Here is a 25684-nt window from a genome sequence, read left to right on the forward strand (position 1 = left end):
AAACAAGACATTTTAGAAGAGTAATCGTTATTTAACTAAAAACCTTAGCTACAGAGCTGATTAACGTTAAAAGCAAAAAATGCACAACTAGCTTATTTTCAAAGCAGACTAATTTAACCTATTAACGGCAGTTACTTTAAGCAACATAATTGCTTTAAACCTAGACAATAGTTAATAACTTATTGTCTTAATTACGGCGCTCTGCATTTTTATCTCCTAAAGTTTTCATGATATCTCGCCAAGTTAATATGCCAACGGGAATGCTATTTTCATCAACAATAGGAATACATGACGTTTTAGTCTGATTGAAAATATCAATGGCATCAAAAACATTAGCGTTAGGCGTTAAGGTGACCAATTTGCGATTCAGTATTTGATGCGCTTTCTTGTTTAAGGTTGCTGTATCTCTTGGGAGCTCTGCGGCAGTGCCGATATTAGGACTCAGTGCTTTGAGAAGATCTCTGTCTGAAATAACCCCTGATAATTGTTTATTATCAACGACCAGTAAATGATGAAAATTAGCATGTTCAAAAATATTTTTTATCGTCAATAACGTATCGTCCAAAGAGACACTAACAAATGCTTTGGTCATGATGCTGGCTATTTTCATTACGCTACCTTTTATCCATTTTATTCTTAACTATACAATACATTAACAAACAACAAAGAGAATTTACTTTATTTGGGGATAATAGATGACAATTAACCTAACAATGGCACAATGAACTAAGACTCAAAATAAGGAATATAAATGAAAGGTTTAACTACCTTAATTTTATTGTGTGTTAGCACAATAAGTTATGCCACCGAACAAGCAGAAGAAATATTCAAACAACTTGCTCCGTCACTTTATCAAATAAGACTTATAGACATCGCCAGCGGTGAAAAGTCATCAATTGGCTCTGGTTTTCAAATTAGTGCCGACGGTTTAATTGCAACCAATTATCACGTTATTTCTGGCTATGCGCGTCATCCCAATAAGTACACGATTGAAATTTTTGATCACCAAGGTAAAAAAGCGCCACTTACTTTACAAAGTGTTGATGTTATCAATGATCTAGCCTTGGTAAAAAGAACGACTGATGGCGAAATGCCTTTCTTTAAAATTGCACAGCGTGTTCCCCAAAAAGGCGAAGAGCTTTATTCGTTAGGTAACCCGCACGATTTAGGCATGATAGTAGTACCCGGCACTTACAATGGTTTGAAGAATGAATCTTTTAACGACCGCATCCATTTTACCGGCTCAGTGAACTCTGGGATGAGTGGCGGACCTGTCGTTAATAAAAACTCTGAAGTCGTTGGGATAAATGTGGCGACTTCAGGTAATCAAATCGGATTTTTAGTACCACACGATAAACTGCTTAACTTATACAAGCGTTATAAAACAGGTAATTCTGAAAGTATTGCAGCACAAATGGCACAACAACTTGCCGATAATCAAGACAAGTTAATTACCACCTTGTTAAATAGCGAATGGCAGATGCGCCCTTTAGGAGAAGGTTTAATTCCCGTGGTTAATATTCCTTTTATTCGTTGTTGGGGAGAGTCAAACGCTGATAAGGCAGATGCTATTGTTCTAGCCGTGGTTGCTAATTGTTCTTTGGATGAAAACACTTACATCTCAAATGATTTTTTCACCGGCTCTATTGAAATGGAATATCGCTATATGCAAGCAAAAGAACTTAGTGACACTAAGTTTTATCAAATATTTGAGCGTCAATTAACGCAAGTCATGCCAGGAAACAAAGCGGGTAAAGATGATGTTACTGAGTTTCAATGTCAGCACGATATTGTTACACCATCAAACCAAGCGATTACCAACAAATCAGTTTTTTGTACCCGTGCCTACAAAGATTTCCCTAAATTATTTGACGTTTTATATATAGCTATTTCTGTTGATAAGGGCGACCAAGCCTTACTTAGCCACTTTACTGTCGCTGGCGTTACGCAAAATAGTGCACTCAAATTTACAGAGAAATTTATGGAGTCTATCTCATGGAAATAATCATAGAAGAAATTACTCGCGCCCATAAATTAATAGCTCGACATAAATTTATACAAAATCACATCAATATTGGTCGTGGTTATGATAATGATATTATTATGGCGGACCCACATATTTGTGCCCAACATCTTAGCCTTAATTTTAATGGTGAACATTGGCTGCTAAACGATGAAGGCTCTATTAACGGCAGCTTTTATGACGATGAGTTTTCAAAAACAAAATCAGCTGTCCATCAGCACATCGTTCGTTCTGGACAAGTCTTTATGATTGGCAAAAGTTTAGTACGCATTGTTTTTCCCGATCATCCCGTACCTGAAAGCATTAGTTTTAGCCCTTTTGAAAATATTTTAACCTTAACAAGACATCCGGTCTTTTTAGCCATAAATATTTTATTATTTGCCAGTGTTACCGGCTGGTTATTTAACCTTCACAACCCTGTAGAAGTCAATTTCACTCAGTTATTAGTACCGGCTATTGGCATGACTTTACTCTTTGGGCTTTGGCCTATTGGTGTTGCTTTGGTTTCTCATTTAACCAAGCATGATGCTAGATTTTGGGGACAATTAGGCATCTGCTTTGTCTTTTATAATTTAATGTGGCTAAGTGATTTTATTGAAAACATCACCAGCTTTAATGCTTCATCTCAGTCAATACTCAGCGTACTTGCCACTTTCTTACCTATTGTATTGGCATTTTGTTTATTCTGGCTAAATTGCCAAATTGGTTTTCATATGAGCACTCGACGCAGAACAGTAATAGCAAGTTGCATGACGCTGCTATTGTTTGGTGGTAGCTTCTTAATTCAGTTAAGTAAAAAACCTGAATTCAGTATCCGTCCCGCTTTTAATACCACGTTAATGGCGCCAAGTTATTTATTTACTCACAGCAATAATGTCCAAGGCTTTCTTGAGAGCAGTAAAACATTATTTAACGATGCGCAAGAAGCAGCACTTGAAGACAAATAAAGCGCCTTAATAAACAGAAAAAGCTAACGAGTTCGTTAGCTTTTTTGTTTGTTAGCCCAGAGAATAACGACTGAGTGATGACGACACATTAAGGTCGAGGAATAAAACCTACCGCATCATAAACTTTTGCTAATATTTTACTTGCTCTAGCTGATGCTTTTTCAGCGCCTGCTTTCATCACTGCATCTAAATAAGCCTGGTCCTCACGGATCTGATGATATCTTTGCTGAATAGGTTCTAATAAAGCAACCACAGCATTAGCAACGTCACCTTTTAAGTGCCCGTACATTTTATCTTCATATTGTGGTACTAACTGCTCAACGGTTTCACCTGTACAACAAGACAATAAAGACAGTAAATTTGATACACCTGGTTTTTCTTCAATATTGAAATAAATATTAGCTTCTTCATCAGAATCAGTCATGGCGCGTTTGATTTTTTTACTGATTTTTTTAGGGTCTTCTAATAAGCCAATAAAATTACCAGGATTAGCGTCTGATTTTGACATTTTCTTTGTTGGTTCAAGTAAGCTCATTACTCGCGCACCAAATTCAGGAATATAAGGGTCTGGCACAGTGAATGTGTCACCATGAAGATTATTAAAACGAGTCGCTATATCACGAGCTAATTCTAGATGCTGCTTTTGATCTTCACCAACCGGCACACGGTCAGCATTATAGAGAAGAATATCTGCTGCCATTAAGACTGGATAAGTAAATAAACCTGAATTCATATTTGCTTCAGACTTTTGTGACTTATCTTTGTATTGCGTCATTCTGTTCAATTCGCCCATTTGTGTGTAACAATTTAACACCCAACTAAGCTGAGCATGTTCAGGGACATGTGATTGAATAAAGATGGTACTCTTTTCTGGGTCAACGCCGCAGGCTAGATACAAGGCTAGGCCATCAAGCGTCGCCTTTCGCAAATCAGCGGGGTTTGGGCGAACAGTAATAGCATGTTGATCAACCAACATGTAATAGCACTCATGGCTATCTTGCATACTAACCCATTGTTTTAACGCACCTAAATAATTACCAATGGTTAAATCACCTGATGGCTGACAGCCGCTTAATACGATAGGTTTACTCATGATTTCTCTTTATTTTATTTGATTTATTTGTTAATTAAACTATTGGCTAACTGTCGCTAATTCGCTGCGCATTTCATCAATCGCCAGCTTATAATCTGGCTTTGAGAAAATGGCTGACCCTGCAACGAACATGTCAGCGCCCGCCGCCGCTATCTCAGCAATATTGTCTGCTTTAACACCGCCATCAACCTGTAAACGAATATCACGTCCACTAGCGATGATGCGCTCTTTTACTAATCTCAACTTATCCAATGTGGTTGGAATAAACGATTGACCACCAAAGCCAGGATTAACTGACATCAACAAGATAACATCAAGTTTATCCATAACAAAATCTAAACAATTCAATGGTGTGGCCGGATTTAGTACCAGTCCCGCTTTACAGCCATGGTCTTTTATTAATTGCAGAGTACGATCAATATGATCACTTGCCTCTGGATGAAAAGTGATAATATCTGCGCCTGCTTTAGCAAAGCCTGGAATTAGACTATCAACCTGCTTGACCATTAAATGTACATCAATAGGTGCGGTAATACCGTAATCACGTAGCGACTGACAAATCATTGGGCCAAAAGTTAAGTTAGGCACAAAATGATTATCCATTACATCGAAGTGCACAACATCGGCACCGGCAGCTAAAACCTTAGCAACATCATCACCTAAACGTGCGAAATCAGCAGACAATATAGAAGGAGCAATTAAAAATGAAGACATAGATAAACCTTTTTAGAATATTGCGCAACATTATAACAACGACCTAAGGGAAAACTCTATAAATTCATGCGTCCAAGCGTTATTTAACTCAATGTTACCCAGCGATTGCTCTTTTAGTGTCGAATGCTCATGATTATTTCGTGCTCTGATTACTTTTTATAACCACGGCTTAACTATAACGTGAAAGACTGCCAAGAAAGACCACTCCATACCAGATAATACCAGTCGATATTTTATGAAAATACGAATCGATATTTTATGCACTTTTTTATTATCAACGTTAACGTTTTAACTATAACGTGAAAGACTGACAAGAAAGACCACGCCATCACAGATAATACCAGTCGATATTTTATGCACTTTTTTATTATCAACGTTAACGTTTTAACTATACGTGAAAGACTGCCAAGAAAGACCACGACATACGAGATAATACGAATCGATATTTTATGCACTTTTTATGAGCGTTAACGATTTAATTGCACCAATAAAGATCATCTATTAGTGAGAGACCCTCATAATAAAAAAAACAACCTCACCAAGTCATTGAAATAACTATGTAAAATTTATTAATATTATTATGTCGCTCAGGCATCTACCTTGCAATGTATGGTTTAGCCCTAAAATATTAAATAAAAAACTACTACATAAAGAGACTATTATGAAAAAAACACTATTATCGATATCGCTCACATCTTTACTTGCCGCTACTTCATTATTATCAACACAAGCATCAGCTGTTGAAGGTTTATCTGCTAATGTTGCTGCTAGTAGTAACTATATATGGCGTGGTGTTAGCCAAACAGACAATGCTGCCGCTATTTCTGGTGGTATCGACTATGCTGACGATTCAGGCTTTTATGCTGGAGCTTGGGCTTCAAATGTCGATTTTGGTGATGATGCGAGTGCTGAACTAGATTTCTACTTAGGTTTTAGCGGCCAATTAAACGAAGATGTTAGTTATGATGTGGGTTATATTTATTATGCCTACCCTGACTCAGCCCAAACTGATAGTACTAACGAATATGATTTTGGCGAGATATATGGCTCTTTGGGCTATTCATATTTTTCACTTTCAGCAAGTTACGGAATTCATAACGACGACGGTGCTGCTTTTGCTGATGCCAGCTTATATATTGCAGCGGGAGCAGAGTTTGAAGTAGCTGACGGTTTAACCTTAGCTTTTCATCTTGGCGATTATTCTTTTGACGACGCCATGATCGCAGAAGATTATAACGATTACAGTGTTAGCTTAAGTAAAGATGGCTTTACCTTTGCGGTATCTGATACCGACATCGATAATGATGATATGAAGTTTGTCATTTCTTATTCGGTTGATATCGACTTATAAATAAAGATAAGCCAGTAATAATTTTACTGGCTTTTTAAAGATAGTTAAAGACAGTGCAAAAAAAATCTTCGCGTAGTACAATTATATTAGTGTTGATTTTAAAATAAACGGCGGCATAGCTAAGATATTTAAACCTAATTAATATATTTAGCGAAACCAAAAAGCCGATATTCATCACAATAACGATTTGCATCCATTAGTGAAATTTTACCTAATTAAATTAAATTTTAAGGATTTTACATGCAAATAATTATTTTTGATGATGCTGAACAAGTTGCAGAGCATGCAGCACTATGGGTCAGTGAATTAATCACTAAAAAAGCTAAACCTGTGCTCGGTCTTGCTACCGGTAGCACCCCGATTAGCCTCTATAAACATTTGGTTAATAAACATAAAAATGAAGGGCTAAGCTTTAGCCACGTCTCGTCATTTAATCTTGATGAATACCATAATATTAATGCTAATAATGCTCAAAGTTATCGGAGTTTTATGAAAGAGCATTTATTTGATAACGTAGACATAGCACAAATCAATACCTACCTACCAACGTGTAACCATAACCAAAACCCTCGTGAACAAGGGCTTAACTACGAAAAAAAAATAAAATCATTAGGGGGTATCGACTTACAAATATTAGGTATTGGCGCTAATGGCCATATTGGTTTTAATGAACCGACTTCGAGCTTATCATCTCGTACCCGTATCAAAACATTAACCCAGCAAACACTGACAGATAATAGCCGCTTATTTAAAGACGGTGAAACACAACCAACAATGGCAATGACCATGGGTATTGGCACTATTATGGATGCTCGCTATGTATTATTAATGGCGACAGGAGAAAATAAAGCCCAAGCAGTAAATACAATGATCACCGGAGCTTTATCCGCTATGTGTCCGGCATCCGCATTACAGATGCATGAAAATGCAGTTATTTTGTTAGACAAAGCAGCTGCAAGCCAACTACAAGATCATCAGTATTACCTTTGGGCTGATCAGCAACACCGTAAAATCAACGAAACTTATGGTTTTTATCATAATTATTAACAAAGTGAATGCTTCAATAAAAGGTCCCTAATCTAGGGACCTTTGTTGAGGTGAGATTTAACTTAACTTTTGTAGTTTTTTGTCTCGGTACATTTTGCTGTCTGCTATCGAGATGAGTTGTTCTAAGCTCTTGGATTGTTGAGGAAATAACGCTAAACCGAATGAGAATCTCAATGATAATTTATGCTTTGCCACCTGGTAAACTTTCTCTTGCAGTTGCTGAAATCGATCGTTTATATTATATCTCGCAGTGACTAATGTTTGAGCTGTGTTTCCTTGCGCTAATAACAGCACAAATTCATCTCCGCCCCATCGACAACAAAAGTCATCAGTACGTAAAGTGTTTTTTAAGTTAACCGCGAAGGCTTTTAACAGTTCATCACCGATATTATGACCGTATGAATCATTAACGCGTTTAAAATCATCTAAGTCTATCATTACTAGACTGTAACAATCATTTCTGGTCAGTGTAGCGGAAAGTTTATCGAAATATGCCATTAAAGCGTATCGATTATCTAAGGTGGTTAGCGGATCATGGAAAGCTTGTTCCGTCAGTTTTTCATTGAGTACTTGGATATCGGTAATATCAGTTACTGTAACAGCTACAGAGTTAACTTGGTCTGAATGACTATCAAAAACAGGTTGATAAGCAACTTTGAGAAAGAGCATTTGTTTTTTATTTTCTGAATAAAACCAATCAGTATAAGTTCTCACCTTGCCTGAAAAACATAAATCGAGCTCTTTTTTAACCACTTTATTGAAAGCTTCTTCTCCTAAAACCGTTATAACATGTTGGTTAATAATGTCCGCTTTTTGCAAGCCCCATTTATGGCTATATTGTTCATTAACTGACAAATAGTGATAGTTTTTATCAACTAAGGACAATAAATTATTCGAGTGGTCGACTAAATCAACAACTAATGAGTCCTGTAGTAATTCAGCACTATATTCAATAAGAAAAAGAATCGGCTGTTTACTGATAATACTGACATACACCTCTATATTTTTTTGGATAAAACTAAAATGTGTTAAACATTTATCATTTGAGCCTAAAGGCATATTAGAAATGTTGAGAATGAATTCAGATAAACTAACCTTACTGTCACATAATGCAAAGAAGTCATCTCCCTCATTAATATGATATTTATGCTTGATGTGTTTACTACGACTAACTACAGTTCCTTGCTCATTAATAATTAAAGCGGGAAAGTTAACATAATTGAGTAAATCAGTGTTCAATGGAAAATCCTTTTTCTATTTTTATCAGTAAATTAGATAAATAATCTGTATATTAGACAAATATACAATTTAGCATAGACTAGCTATATTTTACTGTCAAAAATATATGCATTTTTTATAATTTATATCGTCTTTACCCTGTTATGTTAAACAGGTAATCATTGTTCATCGCCACCACGTTAGCGATCACCTTGAAATAAGTTGCTCGTTCGATAACGCTAAAACGTGTAGATAGTAATGATGAAATATATTTAGGATTGTTTTAGCGCGAAAAGTAAGCGACTATCAAGTGTCACCCAACAAAAGGATTATATGATGCCAACGGAAAACTTATCAAAAAAAACAAATTCTTCTGATAAAAGCAGTAGTTTTAAAACGACCGCTAAAAGCGTCGGCGCCGCTTTTTTTGGCGTACAAAGTAATAAAAACCGCGATAGAGATTTTAGTGAAGGAAAACTAAGCCACTTCATCATTGCTGCTGTAATAGGTGTAGCTATATTTATAGGCGTGTTGATCGCGGCAGTATCTTTAGTTTTACCTTAAGATAAGTGACTTAGAAGCTTACTTATAAAGTACCAGTAACTCTGCAACTTTATTACGTTTACTCGCCTTTTGGCTAATAGTGCGCGCTACTTGTATCGTTTTTTGCTTACTGGCATGCTCATATATTTTACGTGTCCAGATAGTGTCATGATTACTGATCAATACTGATATTTTATCTTGCTCAGTGACTTCTTCAGCAATATTGGCTAAATCAGCTTGCTCATCTAAACCAAAGCCATTACCAACATAACTGGTAAAACTAGCTGTTTTACTTAATGGTACATAAGGGGGATCACAGTAAATGACATCGCCACTTTTTGCCCTGGCAAAAGTTTCTCGGTAACCTTCACAAACAAAAGTGGCTTTCTTAGCTTTTTCGGCAAAATACAGCATTTCATTTTCAGGAAAATATGGACGTTTATACTTACCAAAGGGAACATTATAACCGCCCGATTTATTATATCGACATAAGCCATTATAACCATGACGGTTCATATAAAGAAATACCAGCGAACGAAAGTAGCTGTCACTACTGGCATTAAACTCTTTTCGTAACCGGTAATAAACTTCAGATTGATTATATTCAGGCGTAAAGTATATCGCTGAATCTTTGATAAATTTTTGTGGGTTTTCTTTAATAATATTATAGAGATTGATTAAGTCTTGATTTATATCATTTAACAAGTAATGGTCAAAATTACTGTTCAGAAATACTGAACCAGCACCGACAAAAGGTTCGACTAAACGCTCCCCTTTGGGTAACATTTTATTAATTACATCGCTGAGGCCGTATTTTCCGCCAGCCCACTTTAAAAATGCTCGATGCTTTTTGATCATTTAACCCATTTGCCTTACAACTCATTATTTAAGTGCTAGGCTTAAATAGACGTTTAAAATAGAAAACGAATTGTATCCTGATTAGCTTATTATTGGGAGTCTTGATAAGCATTGATTTCATTATTAATTGCTTGAAGTGACTTTACCCACGGCTGATGAACTTTAATACTACTTGGCAGTAACATAACAGCCTTTTCTGCGGCCAAACGAGTCTCAAAAACCTCAGAGGTTATCATTAGCATAGGTTGTTGGTTAAATAGTCGGTAGTAACTTTTAATCTTGAGACCGACAAAATCAGGTATAAACTCCTGATATACGGAAAGACGAGTAAAACCAGCAATTTGTATAACAAAGCCCGATGGTGCGCTTATATAGTAAGTGGCTTGGGCGCCAACATCTTCAATCGAGTTTACTAGAATAGCGGCTTGCGTAATCAGGGGTGTCACTTTATTTTCTGACTTTTTAACGGATAAAGCCTCTATTACGGTTTTACCCGTTGATAAGGTAACAGAAGCTTTATTTTCAGTATCCCCTTTTTTATCAAGAAACGATGCAAAGCGCTTAGCTTTATCGGTGGCTATTGGCTCTGTCGACTCAACGACGTCTTTTTCTGCGTTGACAATCGCTTGAACGATATCATTTGGCTCTGCCGGTAGACTAATTAGAACCTTTCCCCCTGGGTCGGGTGCGGTTAACGAAAGAAATATATCTTCACTCTTCGCTGGAGCACTCACATTTTTATTATAGGCTGAAATAATACTGGTCGAGTTTGCTGGTACCGCTTTTAATTTAAGCTGGGTGTTCGCACTAAAAACATCTTGTTGAAACAACCAATAACCTGTTGCCCCTAAGCAAATCACGAAACAGATAAAAATTAAGGTCCACTTCGTAAAACGGCTGAAGGTAAAAAGTGATGTCTTCACTTTGAATGCTTTGGAGTTAAGGGTTAATAACTGACCTGTTTCTCCAGATAAAACTGAGATTTTTTTATGGAATAGTGATTTATTTTGCGCCAATAAAAGTCCAGCTTTTGGCGTACCAAGCATAAGCACACTGATTGCATAATTGGCTTTTTTAGCTATGTCAGTTAATTGACATAGTTCATGCAAAATCTGTACGGAGAGAAACTGGGCGTGTTCGATGACAATATCAATGGTTTGCTTTTCTTGCTTAGATAAATTGATCAAGCTAACAGCTAAAGACTGCTCAGGATCAAATAGAGTGTCAGCGAAAAGTTGCTCAACAATACGACAGCGAATTTGAATATCGTTTAATTTAGGTGATATAGCGATAAAAGCAGCATTGTGATCATTACCCAAAGAGCCAAGAAACTGACTCGCTACTTGAGAATAAACATTGGCATCTTGGTCAACAACCAAAACGGCATGCTTTGAAAAGCGTAAAATATAATCAACGCGTGCGTTAGCACTAATGGTTGTTACACTTTGTGGAGCGTTATATTCTGTGGCATGTGCTTGTGCAGACATGTTTCACCTGTTCTGTATTAAAATTACAGAATTTGTTGAAGCATCTCCTCACTAATATCATCACGCATTTCTGATTGACCAATAGCCGTGGGTACGATTAAACGTAATACACCTGCCAAATTCTTTTTGTCACGACGCATGTGACAAATAAATTCTTCAAAGCCCATACTTTCAGGCGCTGTTAATGGTAAATCAAACGCGGCAATTAATGTTTCTATACGACGAAGATCTGACGCTTCAAGCAAATTCATTGCTACTGATAACTTAGAGGCAAGTACCATGCCAGTAGCGACAGCTTCACCATGAAGCCAGTTACCGTAACCTTGATCGGCTTCGATAGCATGACCAAAGGTATGGCCTAAATTCAATAATGCCCTTACGCCTGATTCGGTCTCATCAGCGGCAACAATATCTGCCTTGCATTGACAGCAAGTTTTAACCATTTCAATCAGTGTGTTTTTATCCGCTGATTTTATTTTTTCAATATTGCTTTCTAACCAAGCAAAAAAATCACTATCACCTAAGATACCGTACTTAATCACCTCAGCCATGCCCGCATTGAATTCGCGGATAGGTAAAGTGCTAAGGCTATCAATATCAATAAGAACAGCTTTTGGCTGGTAGAAAGCGCCAATCATGTTTTTACCTAAAGGATGATTAACCGCTGTCTTACCACCGACAGAAGAGTCGACTTGTGAAAGTAATGTGGTTGGAACTTGAATAAAGTTGATTCCGCGTTGGTAACATGCGGCTGCAAAGCCGGTAATATCACCAATAACACCGCCGCCTAAAGCAATTAATGTCGAATCTCGCCCATGACCATTGGCCAATAAATGTGACATGATCACATCAAAGTTTGCAAGTGACTTTTGAGCTTCGCCATCAGGTAATATTATTTCGTCAACGTCGAAAGCGCTTAGTTTTGCTTTTAAAGTAGCAAGATATAACGGCTTAACAATATTATTAGAAACGATGCATACTCGTTTACCACGAATATGCTGAGTAAGCAGACTATTATTAGTTAATAGTCCGCTATCAATATAGATGGGGTAACTGCGTGTACCGAGTTCAACATTTAGCGTTGTCATTTTTAGGTCTTTTTTTGAGTGCCTAGCCGCTTTTAGAAATCTAAGCGCTCAACAATTTTATGGGCAACAACTTTAGCACTTTGATCATCTGTTTTTACAATAACGTCAGCAATTTCTTCATATAAAGGATTGCGTTCTATTGCTAGATTCTCAAGTACTGTGCGTGGTTCTTCAGAGGTTTGCAACAATGGACGTTTACGATCACGCTGCGTACGAGCCACTTGCTTGTCTATAGTTGTTTCTAAGTAGACAACTATGCCTCGTGCCGATAAGCGATTACGTACTTGTGTACTTATCACTGAACCACCACCAGTCGCTAAAACAATACCTTGTTTTTCACTTAGGTCTTCAATTACACCTTCTTCTCTTTTACGAAAGCCTTCTTCGCCTTCAAGATCAAAAACCCATGCGATGTCTGCACCTGTTCGGCGCTCTATTTCCTGATCAGAGTCAAAAAACTCAAGATGTAGCCTATCAGCTAATTCTCTACCAATTGTGCTTTTACCAGCGCCCATAGGGCCGATAAGGAAAATATTACGTTTTTCTGCCATTAGATTAACTTCAGCTCGTATAAATAATTACGTTTACAAATATGAGGGAACCCCCTCCGAAAATTTTGAGGGCGTAATTATCGCAATTGTTCGGTGTACATTGCAAGTTAACTAAGACGAAAATAAAATGAAATTACTCAGTAACTCACAAAGTTGTTTAAAAACGCTCAGTTACGATGCGTGGTGTCACAAAAATTAATAATTCTTTTTTCTCATTAAAGTTGTTGCTATTTCTAAATAGCCAACCAAAATAGGGAATATCGCCTAAAACAGGTACTTTTGATACTGTACTGATAATTGCTTGTTGATAAATTCCGCCAAGAACAATCGTTTCGCCATTATTAACTAGCACTTGTGTACCTATTCGCTGAGTATCAATTGCGGGTGCTTGGCCACTTTGTACATCAGAGACGGTATCTTGAGTAACAACTAAATCAAGAATAATACGATCGTCTGGGGTAATGTGTGGTGTTACCGTTAAACTAAGCACAGCTTTTTTAAATTGGGTTGATGTCGCGCCACTTGACGATGCTTCTTGATAGGGAATTTCGACCCCCTGTTCAATATACGCTTGTTTTTGATTTGCCGTAGTAATTCTTGGGCTTGCGATAATTTCACCCTTGTTTTCTTTCTCCATCGCGCTCAACTCAAGATCCAATATAGTACCATCGGCTAATCGCGCCACTTGAAAAGCAATACTACCTGCTGGGTTTGCTACGGGTAAGTTAACATTTAATCGGTCAGCTAAATTAGGTACCAGTCCACTTGCTGCAGAATTAGCCCCCTCTAAGGAGCCAGAGCCCGCATATTCCCCGTCAGTATCAGTAACCCCCCAGCGTATACCTAACTCTTCATTAATGCTGTCTTTCACTGTGACCATACGCGCTTCTATAATCACTTGTCGTACAGGAATATCTAAAACATTGACCATACGCTTTATATCTTCGATACTTTTCGCCGTATCACGAATTAATAAGGTATTCGTTCGCTCGTCAACACTGACACTGCCACGTGTTGACAAAATACTGTTGTCATCATTTTTAATTAAGTTAGCAAAGTCGGTTGCCTTAGCATAATTTACTTGTACGTATTCAGAGTAGAGTGGCGCAAGTTCAGCGACTTGCTGTTTAGCTTGTAAATCACGTGCTTCACGGGCAGAAAGTTCGTCGCTCGGAGCAACCATTAAAATGTTGCCTTCCATACGCTTATCTAAGCCTTTAACTTTTAATATAATATCCAGGGCCTGATCCCATGGCACGCCGTCTAAACGCAAAGTCACATTTCCAGAGACGCTATCGCTGGTCACTAAGTTAAAGCCATTGTAATCAGCAATAATTTGTAAAACGGTACGAACAGGAATGTCTTGAAAATTTAAAGAAATAGCGCGACCACTAAAATCACCATCTTCTTCTAAGTAACCGGGCGCCTTATCATTTTTAACAACGGTTAATGAAAAAACATTATTAATCTGTTGATGCTTAAAAGTAAAATCACTATTGATATCGACAATAAACTTGGCATTACGTCCCTCTCTAAAGGTTTCGATGCCAGTAACTAACGTACCAAAGTCGGTAACATCTAATTTATAAAGTAAATCGTCAATAATTTGGGTGTTATGGAATTCGATATACAGCTTGCCGAGTTTGTCTGTCACATCAACAGCAACCATACTGTCATCAAGGTAAACCAGTATTTGTGCTTCATTGTTTTCACCATTACGAAAATCTATCGAATCAATGTTGTTAATAAAGGTATTACCTAATGGATTGACCTGGGTAATCGGCGAGTCGCCCACACCTTTATTGAGAATTAATGAGAAGAACTTACCATTTTGCTTAATATCAAAAACTGACAGTTGATCTAAGTGAACCGTAGCAACCACTTTTCCTGCTAATTTTTGCACGCTAACATGACTAACACCGGCATGTTCAACAATGGTTTTTAATAACTTTTCATTAAACTCATTCGCATCAAAGGTAATGCTAATTTGAGCAGGATTCATCGCCGTTTTCATCACGGGTGGATTAACAATGGTTTCGGTGAGTTCAAACTGCAACTCTATTTCATCGTTCTGTAAAGTATTATATTTAATACCGATTAGATCACTAGACCATGCCGAAAAAGCCAAAGAATAGAGCATCACTGCGGTGATAACACTTCGCGTTACCGTTAATGTAACTGACTGATTAGTTTTTATTTTATTAAATAGCAACATTACTTCCCTTGCCCCTCTGTACCTGACTTGACCATTTTAAGTGTCGTCTCACGTTCGACCCAACAACCAGCGCCATCAGCAATTAATTCTCTAACTTTAACATCAAATGGATTCACCATTGTAATGCGACCATGATTCAACCCTAAATAACTTCCAACAGCAACTCGATGTAAGGTTGCATCAGAGGCCTCAACAAGTGCCCAAATAATCTCTTGTTCTCCTAAAGTTCCTCGCATTGATAAATTGCTGAGCGGATACTTTTCCAAGGGCTGCTTACGGCGACGAGGATCTGGACTCAAACATCCTGACATCTGTTGAATTTTCTGTTGGATTGCTTCAACTTCTGGTTTATCAAATGGACTTCGTAACCCTTGCGCTGAATAGTCAAAATGACCAAACTTTGAAATTACCGGCATAGGTTTAATAACATTGGGTGTATTTGCCTGCACTGTCGCTATATGGGTTCGTAAATCACTGGTATCATCAAAGCAACCACTGACACTGATAACAAGCGCAATAAATAAGACTGACTTTTTCATTTTTCTTCAGCCTCTCGATAACGATAAGTTTTTGCTTGTAGTTTTAAACCCAGCAAACCATTTTCCATATTGTTAATATCGACATCAAAGTCATGCAAAGTAACAATTCGAGGTAACCCAGCAATTTTACTGACAAAGTTACCAAACTCATGATAAGAACCAACCACTTCAATATCAATAGGAAGTTCAATATAAATTTCACGGGTTATTTCTGGCTGCCAATTAAGCTTAACAAATTTCAGCCCACTTGTTGTCCCAACAAAAGTTATATCATCAAGTAAGCCAGGGGTTTCATGACTTTCAGGCAAACTTCTTAATTGATTGGCAAATAAGGCCTCTGCCTCTTTCATTTGCTGCTCAAATAACTCTAAATTGGCAGCAACATGGTATTTTATTTGATATTGGCTTTTTAGTGTAACTTCTTCCGCCGCGTAATTATCGAGTGTTGTTATTTTATCACTGATTAATAAAAAATAACCTAACACCAAAACCACGATAGCGATAAAAACGGCTAATGTTATTTTGGCAGCTTTTGGCCATTGCCCAACGTTATCAGCCTCTAAACCTTCAAATTGTTCAAAGAATTGAGTTAAATCTATGTTCATGATTTACCTCCGTTAGTGATGACTTTTCCGTCATCTCCACTATTTAATAAGCCTTTAATACGCACCCGCATTTTAAAGTCACTCAATAATTTGTTTTTTGCTTCATTGGTCGTAATAGATTCTAAAATTGCATCGGTAAATAACACCGAGCGCTCTATTTCACGGATCATATTCGCTAAATGATTATTCGATTCACTTTTGCCAACGATGTTAATACTGTTGCCCTGTTTTTCAAGACGGGTCAAATAAACACCTGTTGGCACTATTTTAGCTATTTCATCAAAAACTTGGGTACCCACATTTCGGCTGCGCTGAAGTTGTTCAACCACTTGAGTTCTTTTTTGTAATTCTTTTTTCTTTTCGTTTAAGTTTTTAATTTTTATAATACGGGCGTCTAGAAGAGCAATTTCTGTTTTTAAAAACTGATTACGTGAATTTTGACCATCAATACGCATTTGGTAAAATTGACTAATAATAAAAACCAGTGCGAAGGCGATTACGGCAACAATAGTAAGTAGGGTAAAATACTCACGTTGTTTGGCTTTTTCGGCTTCTTCGCGCCATGGGAGTAGATTTATAAATGCCATGAAACAAAGCTCCTCAATGCTAAACCTGCTGCTACCATATATTGAGCGGCGGTTTTATCTAACACATCTTTATCTACACTGTCGGCAACTGTCATCGATTTAAAAGGATTGGCAATAATAGTATGGATACCTAATTCTTCAGTTAACAAGGCTTCAAGACCTTCAACATTAGCACTACCACCTGAAACAATAATATAATCTACTTTCTTTTTCCCACTAGAGGTTAAGAACATTTGTATTGCACGGCGAATTTGCTGTGTAAAAATGGTGTGAAACGGTCCTAAAACTTCAAAGGTATAATTAGGCGGCAAGTCATTCGTTATTTTGGCATGCTCGGCTTCTTCAAAGGTTTGATTATAATATGAAACAATTGATCGAGTGTATTGTTCGCCGCCAAAGAGTTGATCCCGGCTATAAATATGTGCGCCAGCATCAGTCACCGAAAACAAGGTCATCACCGCGCCCACATCAACTATAGCAACCGTTTTGTCTTTAGCATCATCGGGTAATTGCGATAAACTTAAATCGTAGGCTCGACTCACGGCATATGACTCAACATCAATAACCTTAGTTTGAAATCCTCCCAATTCTAAAGCCGCAACTCTCGCTTCTACTGATTCGGTTCGAGCAGCACTTAATAAAACATTAACCTTGGTTGGGTCTGATTCATTAATGTCCAGTTTTTCAAAATCTAAACTAACCTCATCTAAAGGGTAAGGAATTAAACTATCGGCTTCAATTTCAATTTGACTGGCGAGCTCGTGCTCAGACAAATTAACGTCCATATAGATAACTTTAGTAATAACGGTTTGTCCAGAAACGGCTGCTGCAGCTTGATTGACTGAAGAGGTAATTTCTTTTCTGATTTTAGTAACAACTTTGCCAACGGCATCAATGTCTTGGATTTCTCGGTCAATAATAGCGCCACGGGGCATAACTTCTGTTGCTAATGCTTCCAGCACATACCCTTCATCGTCTTGACTTAACAAAACCGCTTTTATTGCATGAGAACCAATATCAATACCAACTATTAAAGATGTATTCTTTTTAAAAAGACTGCTGAGCATAACATCCTACTAATATGAGTAAATTCACTAATAACGACACAATTTAAATAAATAAATTTAAATAAACATTATTGCATTGCTTTATATTAGGCATAAACCTGAGATAAATACATTTATTACATGCTTTTAAAGGATATACTAGTGTTATTAATCGTTTTTTTGTCCAATATTGAGAGAAAAATTTAGTGCTTTTATTTAAACGTCTCATAAAAGTAGGGCTAATCTTTATATTTTTAGCTTGTTTGTCTTTAGCCGCTTTATATTTATCAATGCGCAGTGAATTGCCCAGTGTGACTTCATTAAAAGACATGCAATGGCAAACGCCGATGCAAATTTTTAGTGCCGATAATAAGTTAATCAATCAGTTTGGCGAAAAAAAACGCATCCCCTTAAAGCTTAACGAATTTCCACAACAACTGATTAACGCCATTTTAGCCAGTGAAGACGATCGCTTTTATTCACATTTTGGCGTCGACCCAATTGGACTAGGCAGAGCTGTACTCGGTAAACTGATGGGACAAAACAAAGGGGGTGCAAGTACCATTACCATGCAAGTGGCACGAAACTTTTTCTTATCCTCTGAAGTAACCTACACTCGAAAAATCCGTGAAATATTTTTAACTTTCCATATTGAAAGTTTACTCACAAAAGATGAAATACTCGCCCTGTACATGAATAAAATACCGTTAAGTCATCGTAGCTTTGGTTTTGGCGCAGCAGCACAAGTATATTACGGTAAAGATGTTAAAGACTTAACACTGGCACAGATAGCGGTACTTGCTGGTTTACCTAAAGCACCTTCTAACAGAAACCCTATAAGTTCGCCTGATAACGCCAAGACCAATCGCGCAATTGTTTTACAGCGTATGTATAGCGCAGGCTATATCAACTCAACAGAGATGGAACAAGCAAACCAAGCCCCTATTACCGGCAAGAGACACAGTGTAGAAATTGAGTTGAATGCGCCATACATAGCAGAGATGGCACACCAAGAGATGGTCGATCTCTATGGAAAAGAGCTTGCCTATACCGGTGGCTACAATGTTTATCTAACGGTTAACTCAGATTTTCAAAGAGCAGCACAAAAAGCAGTAATCGATAACTTACTGTCATACGATTTGCGACATGGATATCGTGGCGCAGTCGTTTCTTTACGCCCAGAGTTAACTGAAAATACAAGTACTATTGATAAGGTAGCTGAGCTCAGCGATGATGAAGTTATCAAAGCGCTTAATAAAATTGATAATTATCAAACACTTTTTCCTGCTGTGATCACAGGTATTGCTGAACAGTCAGCGACGATTAAATTTTTAGGTCATCAAGATAATAACCACATCACTTTGCAAGAAGGCGATATATTATGGCAAGGCATGTCGTGGGCACGCGAATTTATTAATGATGAAAAACAGGGCGCTGCACCTAAGCTTGCCAATGAAATACTCCAATATGGCGATGTTGTCTTTGTTATTAAAACCGCGCAGGGTTTTACATTAAGCCAGCTACCAGAAGTGAGTTCTGCTCTCGTCTCTTTATCAACAGATAATGGTGCGATAAAAGCAGCTATTGGCGGATTTAGCTTTCAGCAAAGCCAGTTTAATCGAGTTACACAGGCAAAACGACAAGTGGGCTCTAACATAAAGCCCTTTATTTACTCCGCCGCTTTAGATAATGGCTTTACCTTAGCCACACTTGTCAATGATGCGCCAATTAACCAATGGGATGAAAGTTCAGGTTCAGTTTGGCGTCCAGAAAACTCTCCCCCTATTTATAACGGCGACATTAGGGTTCGATTAGCACTTGCACAATCTAAAAATGTTATCGCTGTTAGACTATTAAGAGCGGTTGGATTAGACAAAATAATTCCGCATTTAGCAGCCTTTGGCTTTGTACCCAACGATTTACCACGAAACGAAACACTTGCTCTAGGCTCTGCATCTCTAACACCATTAGAAGTGGCCACCGGATTTGCAACCTTCGCGAACGGTGGCTATTTAATCAGACCCTATTTAATTGATAGAATAGAAGATTCGTTTGGTAAAGTCCTCTTCCAAGCAAATCCAGCTATTGCCTGTGACATATGTTCACTAGAAATTAAGCAACGAGATATTAATAATTCCTCAGTCCCGTTTGAGCTTTTAGCTGAAAAAGACGTTCGTCCACTTATTAAAGCTGAACGAGTGATTAGCCCGCAGAACGCTTTTTTAGTGACACAAGCATTAAATGCGGCAATTTGGGGTTCAGATTATCAAATGAAACCGTTTTGGCGAGGAACAGGATGGCGCGCACAAACATTAAAACGACATGATATTGCAGGAAAAACAGGGACAACAAATCAATCAAAAGATGCGTGGTTTTCAGGCTTTAGCCGTCGATTGGTCACTACTTCTTGGGTAGGCTTTGATGACCCTGGCAGAAGTTTGGGTAAAACACGTTATAATAGCAATCTCGATAAATATCAAATTACCGGTGGCGAAGCTGGTGCAAAATCAGCACAACCAGCTTGGATAGACTTTATGGAAGTTGCATTAGTTGCTCATCCTGAAGAAGCTTTTATTCAGCCTGTTGATATAGTGTCAGTACGCATTGATAAAAGCAGCGGTAAACTGACCAATAAAACAGATAAAACCAGCTTTTTTGAATACTTTCAGTTTGGCACCGCGCCAACAGAATCGGTAACACAAGATAATAGTAGTGAAATACTTGATGGCTCACGTATTTTTGATGAGAGTAGTAACGGCGATATATTTTAACCAGGCAGTAATTTTCTTCCGATATCATTAGTCGCCTGACAAATGTTAGTGAGATACTTGCTGTAACTTGTCGCTATTGTCAGCTTTTGACTTTTATAACTTTCATTTGCAACTTATTCCTTACAGAACAAAACATTTATTTAATTGTTTTGTTCCTTTTACAAAAATAAATTCACTGTAGATTATGCGAATCAACAGCATAATCCACAGTCTCTCCCACAAAGCAAAACTAGCAATAAGCTCTTGTAATAAAACAATTAAAATAAATTAGCATGGTTCTAATGGTAAAATATTTAGTTTAATTACTCAGTCACCGTATCTTCCCCCCTACCACTATAAATGAAAGTTATAGTGAAAACTTTCACAACGAAAGAAATTTTGCTTTCGTTTTGTCTAATAATCGCCTAAAATTGCGTTCTCAAACATGTTTAACACAAAATGTTCACTGTCGTACTTTTAGGAGAGTATTCGCTATGGCTTCTTTAGAAAGCTCAATTGATTTATCTGTATATGGCATCAATGATGTTGCCGAGATTGTTTACAATCCGTCTTACGAGTTACTCTTTGCTGAAGAAACTAAGTCTGAACTGACTGGTTTTGATAAAGGCATAGAAACCGAACTTGGTGCGGTTAACGTCGATACGGGTATTTTTACCGGTCGCTCACCTAAAGATAAATATATTGTTCGTGATGATACTAGCCGTGATACGGTTTGGTGGTCTGATCAAGGTAAGAATGATAACAAACCAATGACGCAAGAAACTTGGGATCATTTAAAGACTTTAGTGACTACTCAACTTTCTAAACAGCGTTTATTTGTTGTCGATACTTACTGTGGTGCTAATGCCGATACACGCTTAAAAGTTCGCTTTATCACTCAAGTTGCATGGCAAGCTCACTTTGTTAAAAACATGTTTATTCGCCCTTCAGATGAAGAGTTGAAAGATTACGAACCCGATTTCATCGTAATGAATGGTGCTAAAACAACTAACGATAAATGGCAAGAACAAGGTCTTAACTCTGAAAACTTTGTTGCCTTTAACCTTACTGAAAAAATTCAATTGATCGGCGGTACTTGGTACGGCGGAGAAATGAAAAAAGGTATGTTCTCAATGATGAACTACCTATTACCTTTAAAAGGTATTGCTTCAATGCACTGTAGTGCAAACGTCGGTGAAGAAGGCGATGTAGCGGTATTTTTCGGCTTATCAGGTACAGGTAAAACAACGCTTTCTACAGATCCAAAGCGTCAACTTATCGGCGATGACGAACATGGCTGGGATGATAATGGTGTGTTTAACTTTGAAGGTGGTTGTTACGCTAAAACGATCAACTTAAGCAAAGAAAATGAACCTGATATTTATAATGCGATACGTCGCAATGCATTATTAGAAAATGTTAGCGTTGATGAGCACGGTAAAATTGATTTTGATGATAACTCAAAAACTGAAAATACCCGTGTGTCTTACCCTATTGATCATATTGAAAATATTGTTAAGCCTATTTCTCGTGCTGGTCATGCGAAAAAAGTTATTTTCTTAACTGCCGATGCTTTTGGTGTATTACCACCTGTTTCAAAGTTAACCCCCGCACAAACTGAATATTACTTTTTATCTGGTTTTACAGCTAAACTTGCTGGAACTGAGCGTGGTATTACCAAGCCGACTCCGACATTCTCAAGTTGTTTTGGCGCAGCCTTCCTAAGCTTGCACCCTACTCAGTATGCTGAAGTTCTACGTAAACGTATGCAAGCCGTTGGTGCTGAAGCTTACTTAGTTAACACCGGTTGGAATGGTACGGGTAAACGTATCTCAATAAAGGCTACTCGTGCGATTATTGATTCGATTCTAGATGGTTCTATAGATAGCGCTGAAACTACTGTTTTACCGTTATTTAATTTAGAAATCCCAACGAGTGTTGCAGGAGTTGAAGGCGATATTCTTGACCCTCGTGATACTTACACAGATAAAGAAGAGTGGAACACTAAAGCAGAAGATTTAGCTAAGCGCTTTGTTAAAAACTTTAGTAAGTTTACTGATACTGATAATGGTAAGTCATTAGTGGATGCTGGACCTCAGCTATAACGACTTAATATTTAAATGTTATCACTAAAAAGCCGCTAAACTTAACATTTAGCGGCTTTTTTATGTTCAGGATGAACCGTTATCACAGCATGACCATTCTTAGTGAGACATGCCTTCTATTGCATCAGTCCATTGTGCAACGCACGGTTACTGTGTGAATTTCAGAAAATTTATTTAATGGGTAATAAAACCTTGGCTGATAAACCGCCTTCAGCACGGTTAGTTAACAGAACATCGCCACCATGGGTATTCACTATCTTCTTTATTATCGCTAAGCCTAAACCACTTCCTTCTGTGCCTCGCGCTTTATCCCCTTGCGTAAAAGGTTGGAACAAACGTTCTATATCTTCTTCAGGAATACCAGGGCCGTTGTCAGACACACAGAAATACACTGACTTTTTATCCGCTGAAATCCCGGTAATAATATCAATATCTCCATCAGAGTAACGTAAGGCATTCTGAATAATATTAGCAACCGCTCTCTTCATCGCAACAAAGCGTAGCGGTATTTCAGGTAGTTCTTGCTCTGAAAAATTTATCTGCCGACCATAAATAAGTTCGGTTTGCATCACATCATTAATTAAGTGATTGAGATCGCAAAGCTCAGGCTTATCTTTACTGTTATGGCGAATGTAGTCGATAAACTGATCAATAATACTGTTCATATCATCAATATCGCCTTCGATACCCTCTTTTAAAAACTCATCTTGTGTTGACATCATCTCCGCCGCAAGGCGAATTCTGGTTAATGGCGTGCGTAAATCATGAGAAATTCCGGCCATCAATAAGTTACGATCGTCTTCGAGCTGTTTTATACCTCGAGACATATGATTAAAAGCTTGAGTTACCGCAACAATTTCAGTGGTTCCTAACTCGGCTAATGGCTGAGGAAACTCGCCACGCCCGACATCTTCTGCGGCTTTTTGTAATGCTTTTAAAGGACGATTTATTTGCCGAACAAACAACCAACCGCCAATGACACTTAATAGGCCCAGAAACATTAACACCACTGTAAGCGGAGAAAAGTTTGCTTCTTCTAGACCTGAAAGGGGAATTCTGATCCAATAATGTGGCGCTTGCGGAGGCCTGATCCAGAATATATATTGCTCCCCTCCTTGGGTCAGTCTCAGTTCAGCATCGCCATCAAGTAATTTTGACATCTCTTTAGAGCGATGCGCAAGATAGGTAGCTTCTGCCAACCCTGACGATAATGCGTCACTTTCACGATAAACTTCAATGCCCGTTTTTTCTTGAAATGATCTTGAGAATGCCTTTCTAAGCAGATCATCATCAATATCAATAAGCACAACCCGTACTTGTTTTGCTAACAACTCATTAGTTAGCTGAGTATTAGGTTGGATGATGTAATAAACCATTGATACCCAAGAAACAACTTGATTAATCAAGAGTAAAAAACCAATCAAGAGTACGGTTTGCCCAAAGGCACTACGTGGCAATATTTTCATGGTTTACATCCATAGTAGGGTCTTCGCTTATATAAGGTAGGTAACGGTGTTAAACGCACTAATTGACTTCTTTACCTTCAGGCACAAAGACGTAGCCTAAACCCCAAACCGTTTGAATATAACGAGGTTTTGCCGGATCTACTTCTAACATTCTTCTTAAACGTGAAACCTGTACATCAATACTACGCTCTAAAGCTGAATAATCACGACCACGCGCTAAATTCATCAGTTTATCACGAGACAGTGGCTCTCTCGGGTGAGTGATCAGGGCTTTTAAAACAGCAAATTCGCCACTCGTTAAAGGCATATTAATATCGCCTTTTACCATCTCTCTAGTGGCAAGGTTAAGTTGATACTCACCGAAAGAAACAATGTTCTCTTCTTGTGAAGGAGCGCCAGGAGCTTCTTGTACCCTACGTCTCAACACAGCTTTAATTCGCGCTAATAATTCTCTTGGATTAAAAGGTTTTGGCATGTAATCATCAGCACCGAGTTCCAAACCAATAATACGATCAACTTCATCGCCTTTGGCGGTTAGCATGACAATTGGCATATCATTAGATTGTTGACGTAAGCGACGACATATAGATAAGCCATCTTCGCCAGGTAACATCAAATCTAAGACTAACAAGTGAAAGTTCTCTCTCTCAAGTAAACGATCCATTTGCTCTGAACTCGCCGCAGTCCGCACAGCAAACCCTTGTTCAACTAAATATCGCTCTAAAAGCGCTCGAAGGCGCATATCATCATCAACTACTAATATCTTTTTAGTTTCATTACTCATTGGGGTCATCCTATAACAATCATTTGTTCACTATAATCTAAAAAAAGTAATAATAAAGCTGCTATTAAGATTTAAAGTTAAGGTATTTGTTACAATTTATGAAATTTGACCGTTTACAGCCATACGGAGTGAGGCCAGACAGTCTCATTGAACTGCAAAGTTATTAACACCTGCTCTGTGTTAGCGACTTTGACTGTTTTGTTAAAATTTAGAGATAAAAAAAGACGCCTAAGCGTCTTTTCTTGAATTCTCGTGAGCACTAAAATTTGCAATTATGCGATGCTTCTTTTAGGTACAGTGATACAACACCTGCTCTGTGGTAGCAACTTTAACTGTTTGACTGTTTTGCTAAAATTTAAATATAAAAAAAGACGCCTAAGCGTCTTTTCTTAAATTCTCGTGAGCACTAAAATCTGCAATTATGCGATGCTTCTTTTAGGTACAGCGATACAACACCTGCTCTGTGTTAGTTACTTTGGCTGTTTTGACTATTTCACTAAAATTTAGAGATAAAAAAAGACGCCTAAGCGTCTTTTCTTGAATTCTCGTGAGCACTAAAATCTGCAATTATGCGATGCTTCTTTTAGGTACAGCGATACAACACCTGCTCTGTGTTAGTAACTTTGGCTGTTTTGACTATTTCACTAAAATCTAGATATAAAAAAAG

The 25684-nt window shown here is 37.8% G+C and carries 22 protein-coding genes; 7 read left to right on the forward strand and 15 right to left on the reverse strand.

The genetic code is table 11. From position 1 onward, the window contains the following. Window positions 1-187: 187 nt before the first annotated feature. On the reverse strand, window positions 188-610 hold the full coding sequence (locus tag H4J69_RS03360) for a CBS domain-containing protein (protein ID WP_182213838.1): 423 nt from the start codon (window positions 608-610) through the stop codon (window positions 188-190). Window positions 611-751: 141 nt separating this feature from the next. Between H4J69_RS03360 and H4J69_RS03365 the strand changes: the two genes are divergently transcribed. Further along, complete coding sequence (locus tag H4J69_RS03365) at window positions 752-2005, forward strand: serine protease (protein ID WP_182213839.1); 1254 nt, start codon at window positions 752-754, stop codon at window positions 2003-2005. Beyond that, a complete protein-coding gene (locus tag H4J69_RS03370) occupies window positions 1996-2970 on the forward strand; it encodes an FHA domain-containing protein (RefSeq protein WP_182213841.1) in 975 nt (324 codons plus the stop codon). Before H4J69_RS03365 ends, H4J69_RS03370 begins: the two co-directional genes overlap by 10 nt. A gap of 88 nt (window positions 2971-3058) precedes the next feature. Here H4J69_RS03370 and trpS read toward each other — a convergent pair whose 3' ends face one another. Both trpS and rpe read right to left on the reverse strand, forming a co-directional pair. Then, window positions 3059-4063, reverse strand: a complete 1005-nt coding sequence (gene trpS, locus H4J69_RS03375; protein ID WP_182213843.1) for a tryptophan--tRNA ligase — start codon at window positions 4061-4063, stop codon at window positions 3059-3061. Between the two features lie 39 nt (window positions 4064-4102). Beyond that, a complete protein-coding gene (rpe, locus tag H4J69_RS03380; RefSeq protein WP_182213845.1) occupies window positions 4103-4777 on the reverse strand; it encodes a ribulose-phosphate 3-epimerase in 675 nt (224 codons plus the stop codon). A gap of 661 nt (window positions 4778-5438) precedes the next feature. Here rpe and H4J69_RS03385 point away from each other — a divergent pair. Next, window positions 5439-6128 (forward strand): TorF family putative porin, encoded by a 690-nt coding sequence (locus H4J69_RS03385; RefSeq protein ID WP_182213846.1) that lies wholly within the window; start codon window positions 5439-5441, stop codon window positions 6126-6128. Between the two features lie 240 nt (window positions 6129-6368). After that, the gene (gene nagB, locus H4J69_RS03390; protein WP_182244023.1) at window positions 6369-7175 is read left to right on the forward strand and encodes a glucosamine-6-phosphate deaminase; all 807 of its coding nucleotides are present in this window, start codon (window positions 6369-6371) and stop codon (window positions 7173-7175) included. Between the two features lie 57 nt (window positions 7176-7232). On the opposite strand, the gene H4J69_RS03395 is transcribed toward nagB, so the two are convergent. Further along, window positions 7233-8414 carry a GGDEF domain-containing protein gene (locus H4J69_RS03395; RefSeq protein ID WP_182244022.1) on the reverse strand — a complete coding sequence of 394 codons (1182 nt, stop codon included), beginning with the start codon at window positions 8412-8414 and terminating at the stop codon, window positions 7233-7235. A gap of 315 nt (window positions 8415-8729) precedes the next feature. Here H4J69_RS03395 and H4J69_RS03400 point away from each other — a divergent pair, with 315 nt between their 5' ends. Further along, window positions 8730-8957 (forward strand): DUF2970 domain-containing protein, encoded by a 228-nt coding sequence (locus tag H4J69_RS03400; RefSeq protein ID WP_070375653.1) that lies wholly within the window; start codon window positions 8730-8732, stop codon window positions 8955-8957. Between the two features lie 18 nt (window positions 8958-8975). On the opposite strand, the gene H4J69_RS03405 is transcribed toward H4J69_RS03400, so the two are convergent. From H4J69_RS03405 to H4J69_RS03445, 9 genes are all read right to left on the reverse strand, one after another. Next, the gene (locus H4J69_RS03405; RefSeq protein WP_220463144.1) at window positions 8976-9794 is read right to left on the reverse strand and encodes a Dam family site-specific DNA-(adenine-N6)-methyltransferase; all 819 of its coding nucleotides are present in this window, start codon (window positions 9792-9794) and stop codon (window positions 8976-8978) included. Window positions 9795-9883: 89 nt separating this feature from the next. Beyond that, a complete protein-coding gene (locus tag H4J69_RS03410; RefSeq protein WP_182244021.1) occupies window positions 9884-11281 on the reverse strand; it encodes an SPOR domain-containing protein in 1398 nt (465 codons plus the stop codon). A 23-nt stretch (window positions 11282-11304) separates the two neighbouring features. Further along, window positions 11305-12369: a 3-dehydroquinate synthase gene (gene aroB / locus H4J69_RS03415; RefSeq protein WP_182222463.1), complete on the reverse strand. Its 1065-nt coding sequence runs from the start codon at window positions 12367-12369 to the stop codon at window positions 11305-11307. A 32-nt stretch (window positions 12370-12401) separates the two neighbouring features. Continuing rightward, window positions 12402-12920 carry a shikimate kinase AroK gene (aroK, locus tag H4J69_RS03420; RefSeq protein WP_070375650.1) on the reverse strand — a complete coding sequence of 173 codons (519 nt, stop codon included), beginning with the start codon at window positions 12918-12920 and terminating at the stop codon, window positions 12402-12404. Between the two features lie 157 nt (window positions 12921-13077). Then, a complete protein-coding gene (locus H4J69_RS03425; protein WP_182213855.1) occupies window positions 13078-15135 on the reverse strand; it encodes a type IV pilus secretin PilQ in 2058 nt (685 codons plus the stop codon). Next, entirely contained in the window at window positions 15135-15674 is a 540-nt protein-coding gene (locus H4J69_RS03430) for a pilus assembly protein PilP (protein WP_070375648.1), read from the reverse strand. Before H4J69_RS03430 ends, H4J69_RS03425 begins: the two co-directional genes overlap by 1 nt. Continuing rightward, the gene (locus H4J69_RS03435) at window positions 15671-16279 is read right to left on the reverse strand and encodes a type 4a pilus biogenesis protein PilO (RefSeq protein WP_182213857.1); all 609 of its coding nucleotides are present in this window, start codon (window positions 16277-16279) and stop codon (window positions 15671-15673) included. Before H4J69_RS03435 ends, H4J69_RS03430 begins: the two co-directional genes overlap by 4 nt. Further along, on the reverse strand, window positions 16276-16866 hold the full coding sequence (locus tag H4J69_RS03440; RefSeq protein ID WP_070375646.1) for a PilN domain-containing protein: 591 nt from the start codon (window positions 16864-16866) through the stop codon (window positions 16276-16278). Before H4J69_RS03440 ends, H4J69_RS03435 begins: the two co-directional genes overlap by 4 nt. Further along, window positions 16854-17933: a pilus assembly protein PilM gene (locus H4J69_RS03445; protein WP_182213859.1), complete on the reverse strand. Its 1080-nt coding sequence runs from the start codon at window positions 17931-17933 to the stop codon at window positions 16854-16856. The genes H4J69_RS03440 and H4J69_RS03445 overlap by 13 nt, the downstream gene beginning before the upstream one ends. A 185-nt stretch (window positions 17934-18118) precedes the next feature. Here H4J69_RS03445 and H4J69_RS03450 point away from each other — a divergent pair, with 185 nt between their 5' ends. Further along, the gene (locus H4J69_RS03450) at window positions 18119-20683 is read left to right on the forward strand and encodes a penicillin-binding protein 1A (protein ID WP_182244020.1); all 2565 of its coding nucleotides are present in this window, start codon (window positions 18119-18121) and stop codon (window positions 20681-20683) included. Window positions 20684-21156: 473 nt separating this feature from the next. Further along, a complete protein-coding gene (gene pckA / locus H4J69_RS03455) occupies window positions 21157-22767 on the forward strand; it encodes a phosphoenolpyruvate carboxykinase (ATP) (protein WP_070375643.1) in 1611 nt (536 codons plus the stop codon). A gap of 170 nt (window positions 22768-22937) precedes the next feature. Here the strand turns inward: pckA and envZ are convergent, their stop codons facing one another. Both envZ and ompR read right to left on the reverse strand, forming a co-directional pair. Further along, a complete protein-coding gene (gene envZ, locus H4J69_RS03460; protein WP_182213863.1) occupies window positions 22938-24233 on the reverse strand; it encodes a two-component system sensor histidine kinase EnvZ in 1296 nt (431 codons plus the stop codon). A gap of 58 nt (window positions 24234-24291) precedes the next feature. Beyond that, on the reverse strand, window positions 24292-25017 hold the full coding sequence (gene ompR / locus H4J69_RS03465) for a two-component system response regulator OmpR (protein WP_070375641.1): 726 nt from the start codon (window positions 25015-25017) through the stop codon (window positions 24292-24294). Between the last annotated feature and the right edge of the window lie 667 nt (window positions 25018-25684).

Source organism: Colwellia sp. BRX10-9 (genome assembly GCF_014077405.1).
Classification (GTDB): domain Bacteria; phylum Pseudomonadota; class Gammaproteobacteria; order Enterobacterales; family Alteromonadaceae; genus Colwellia_A.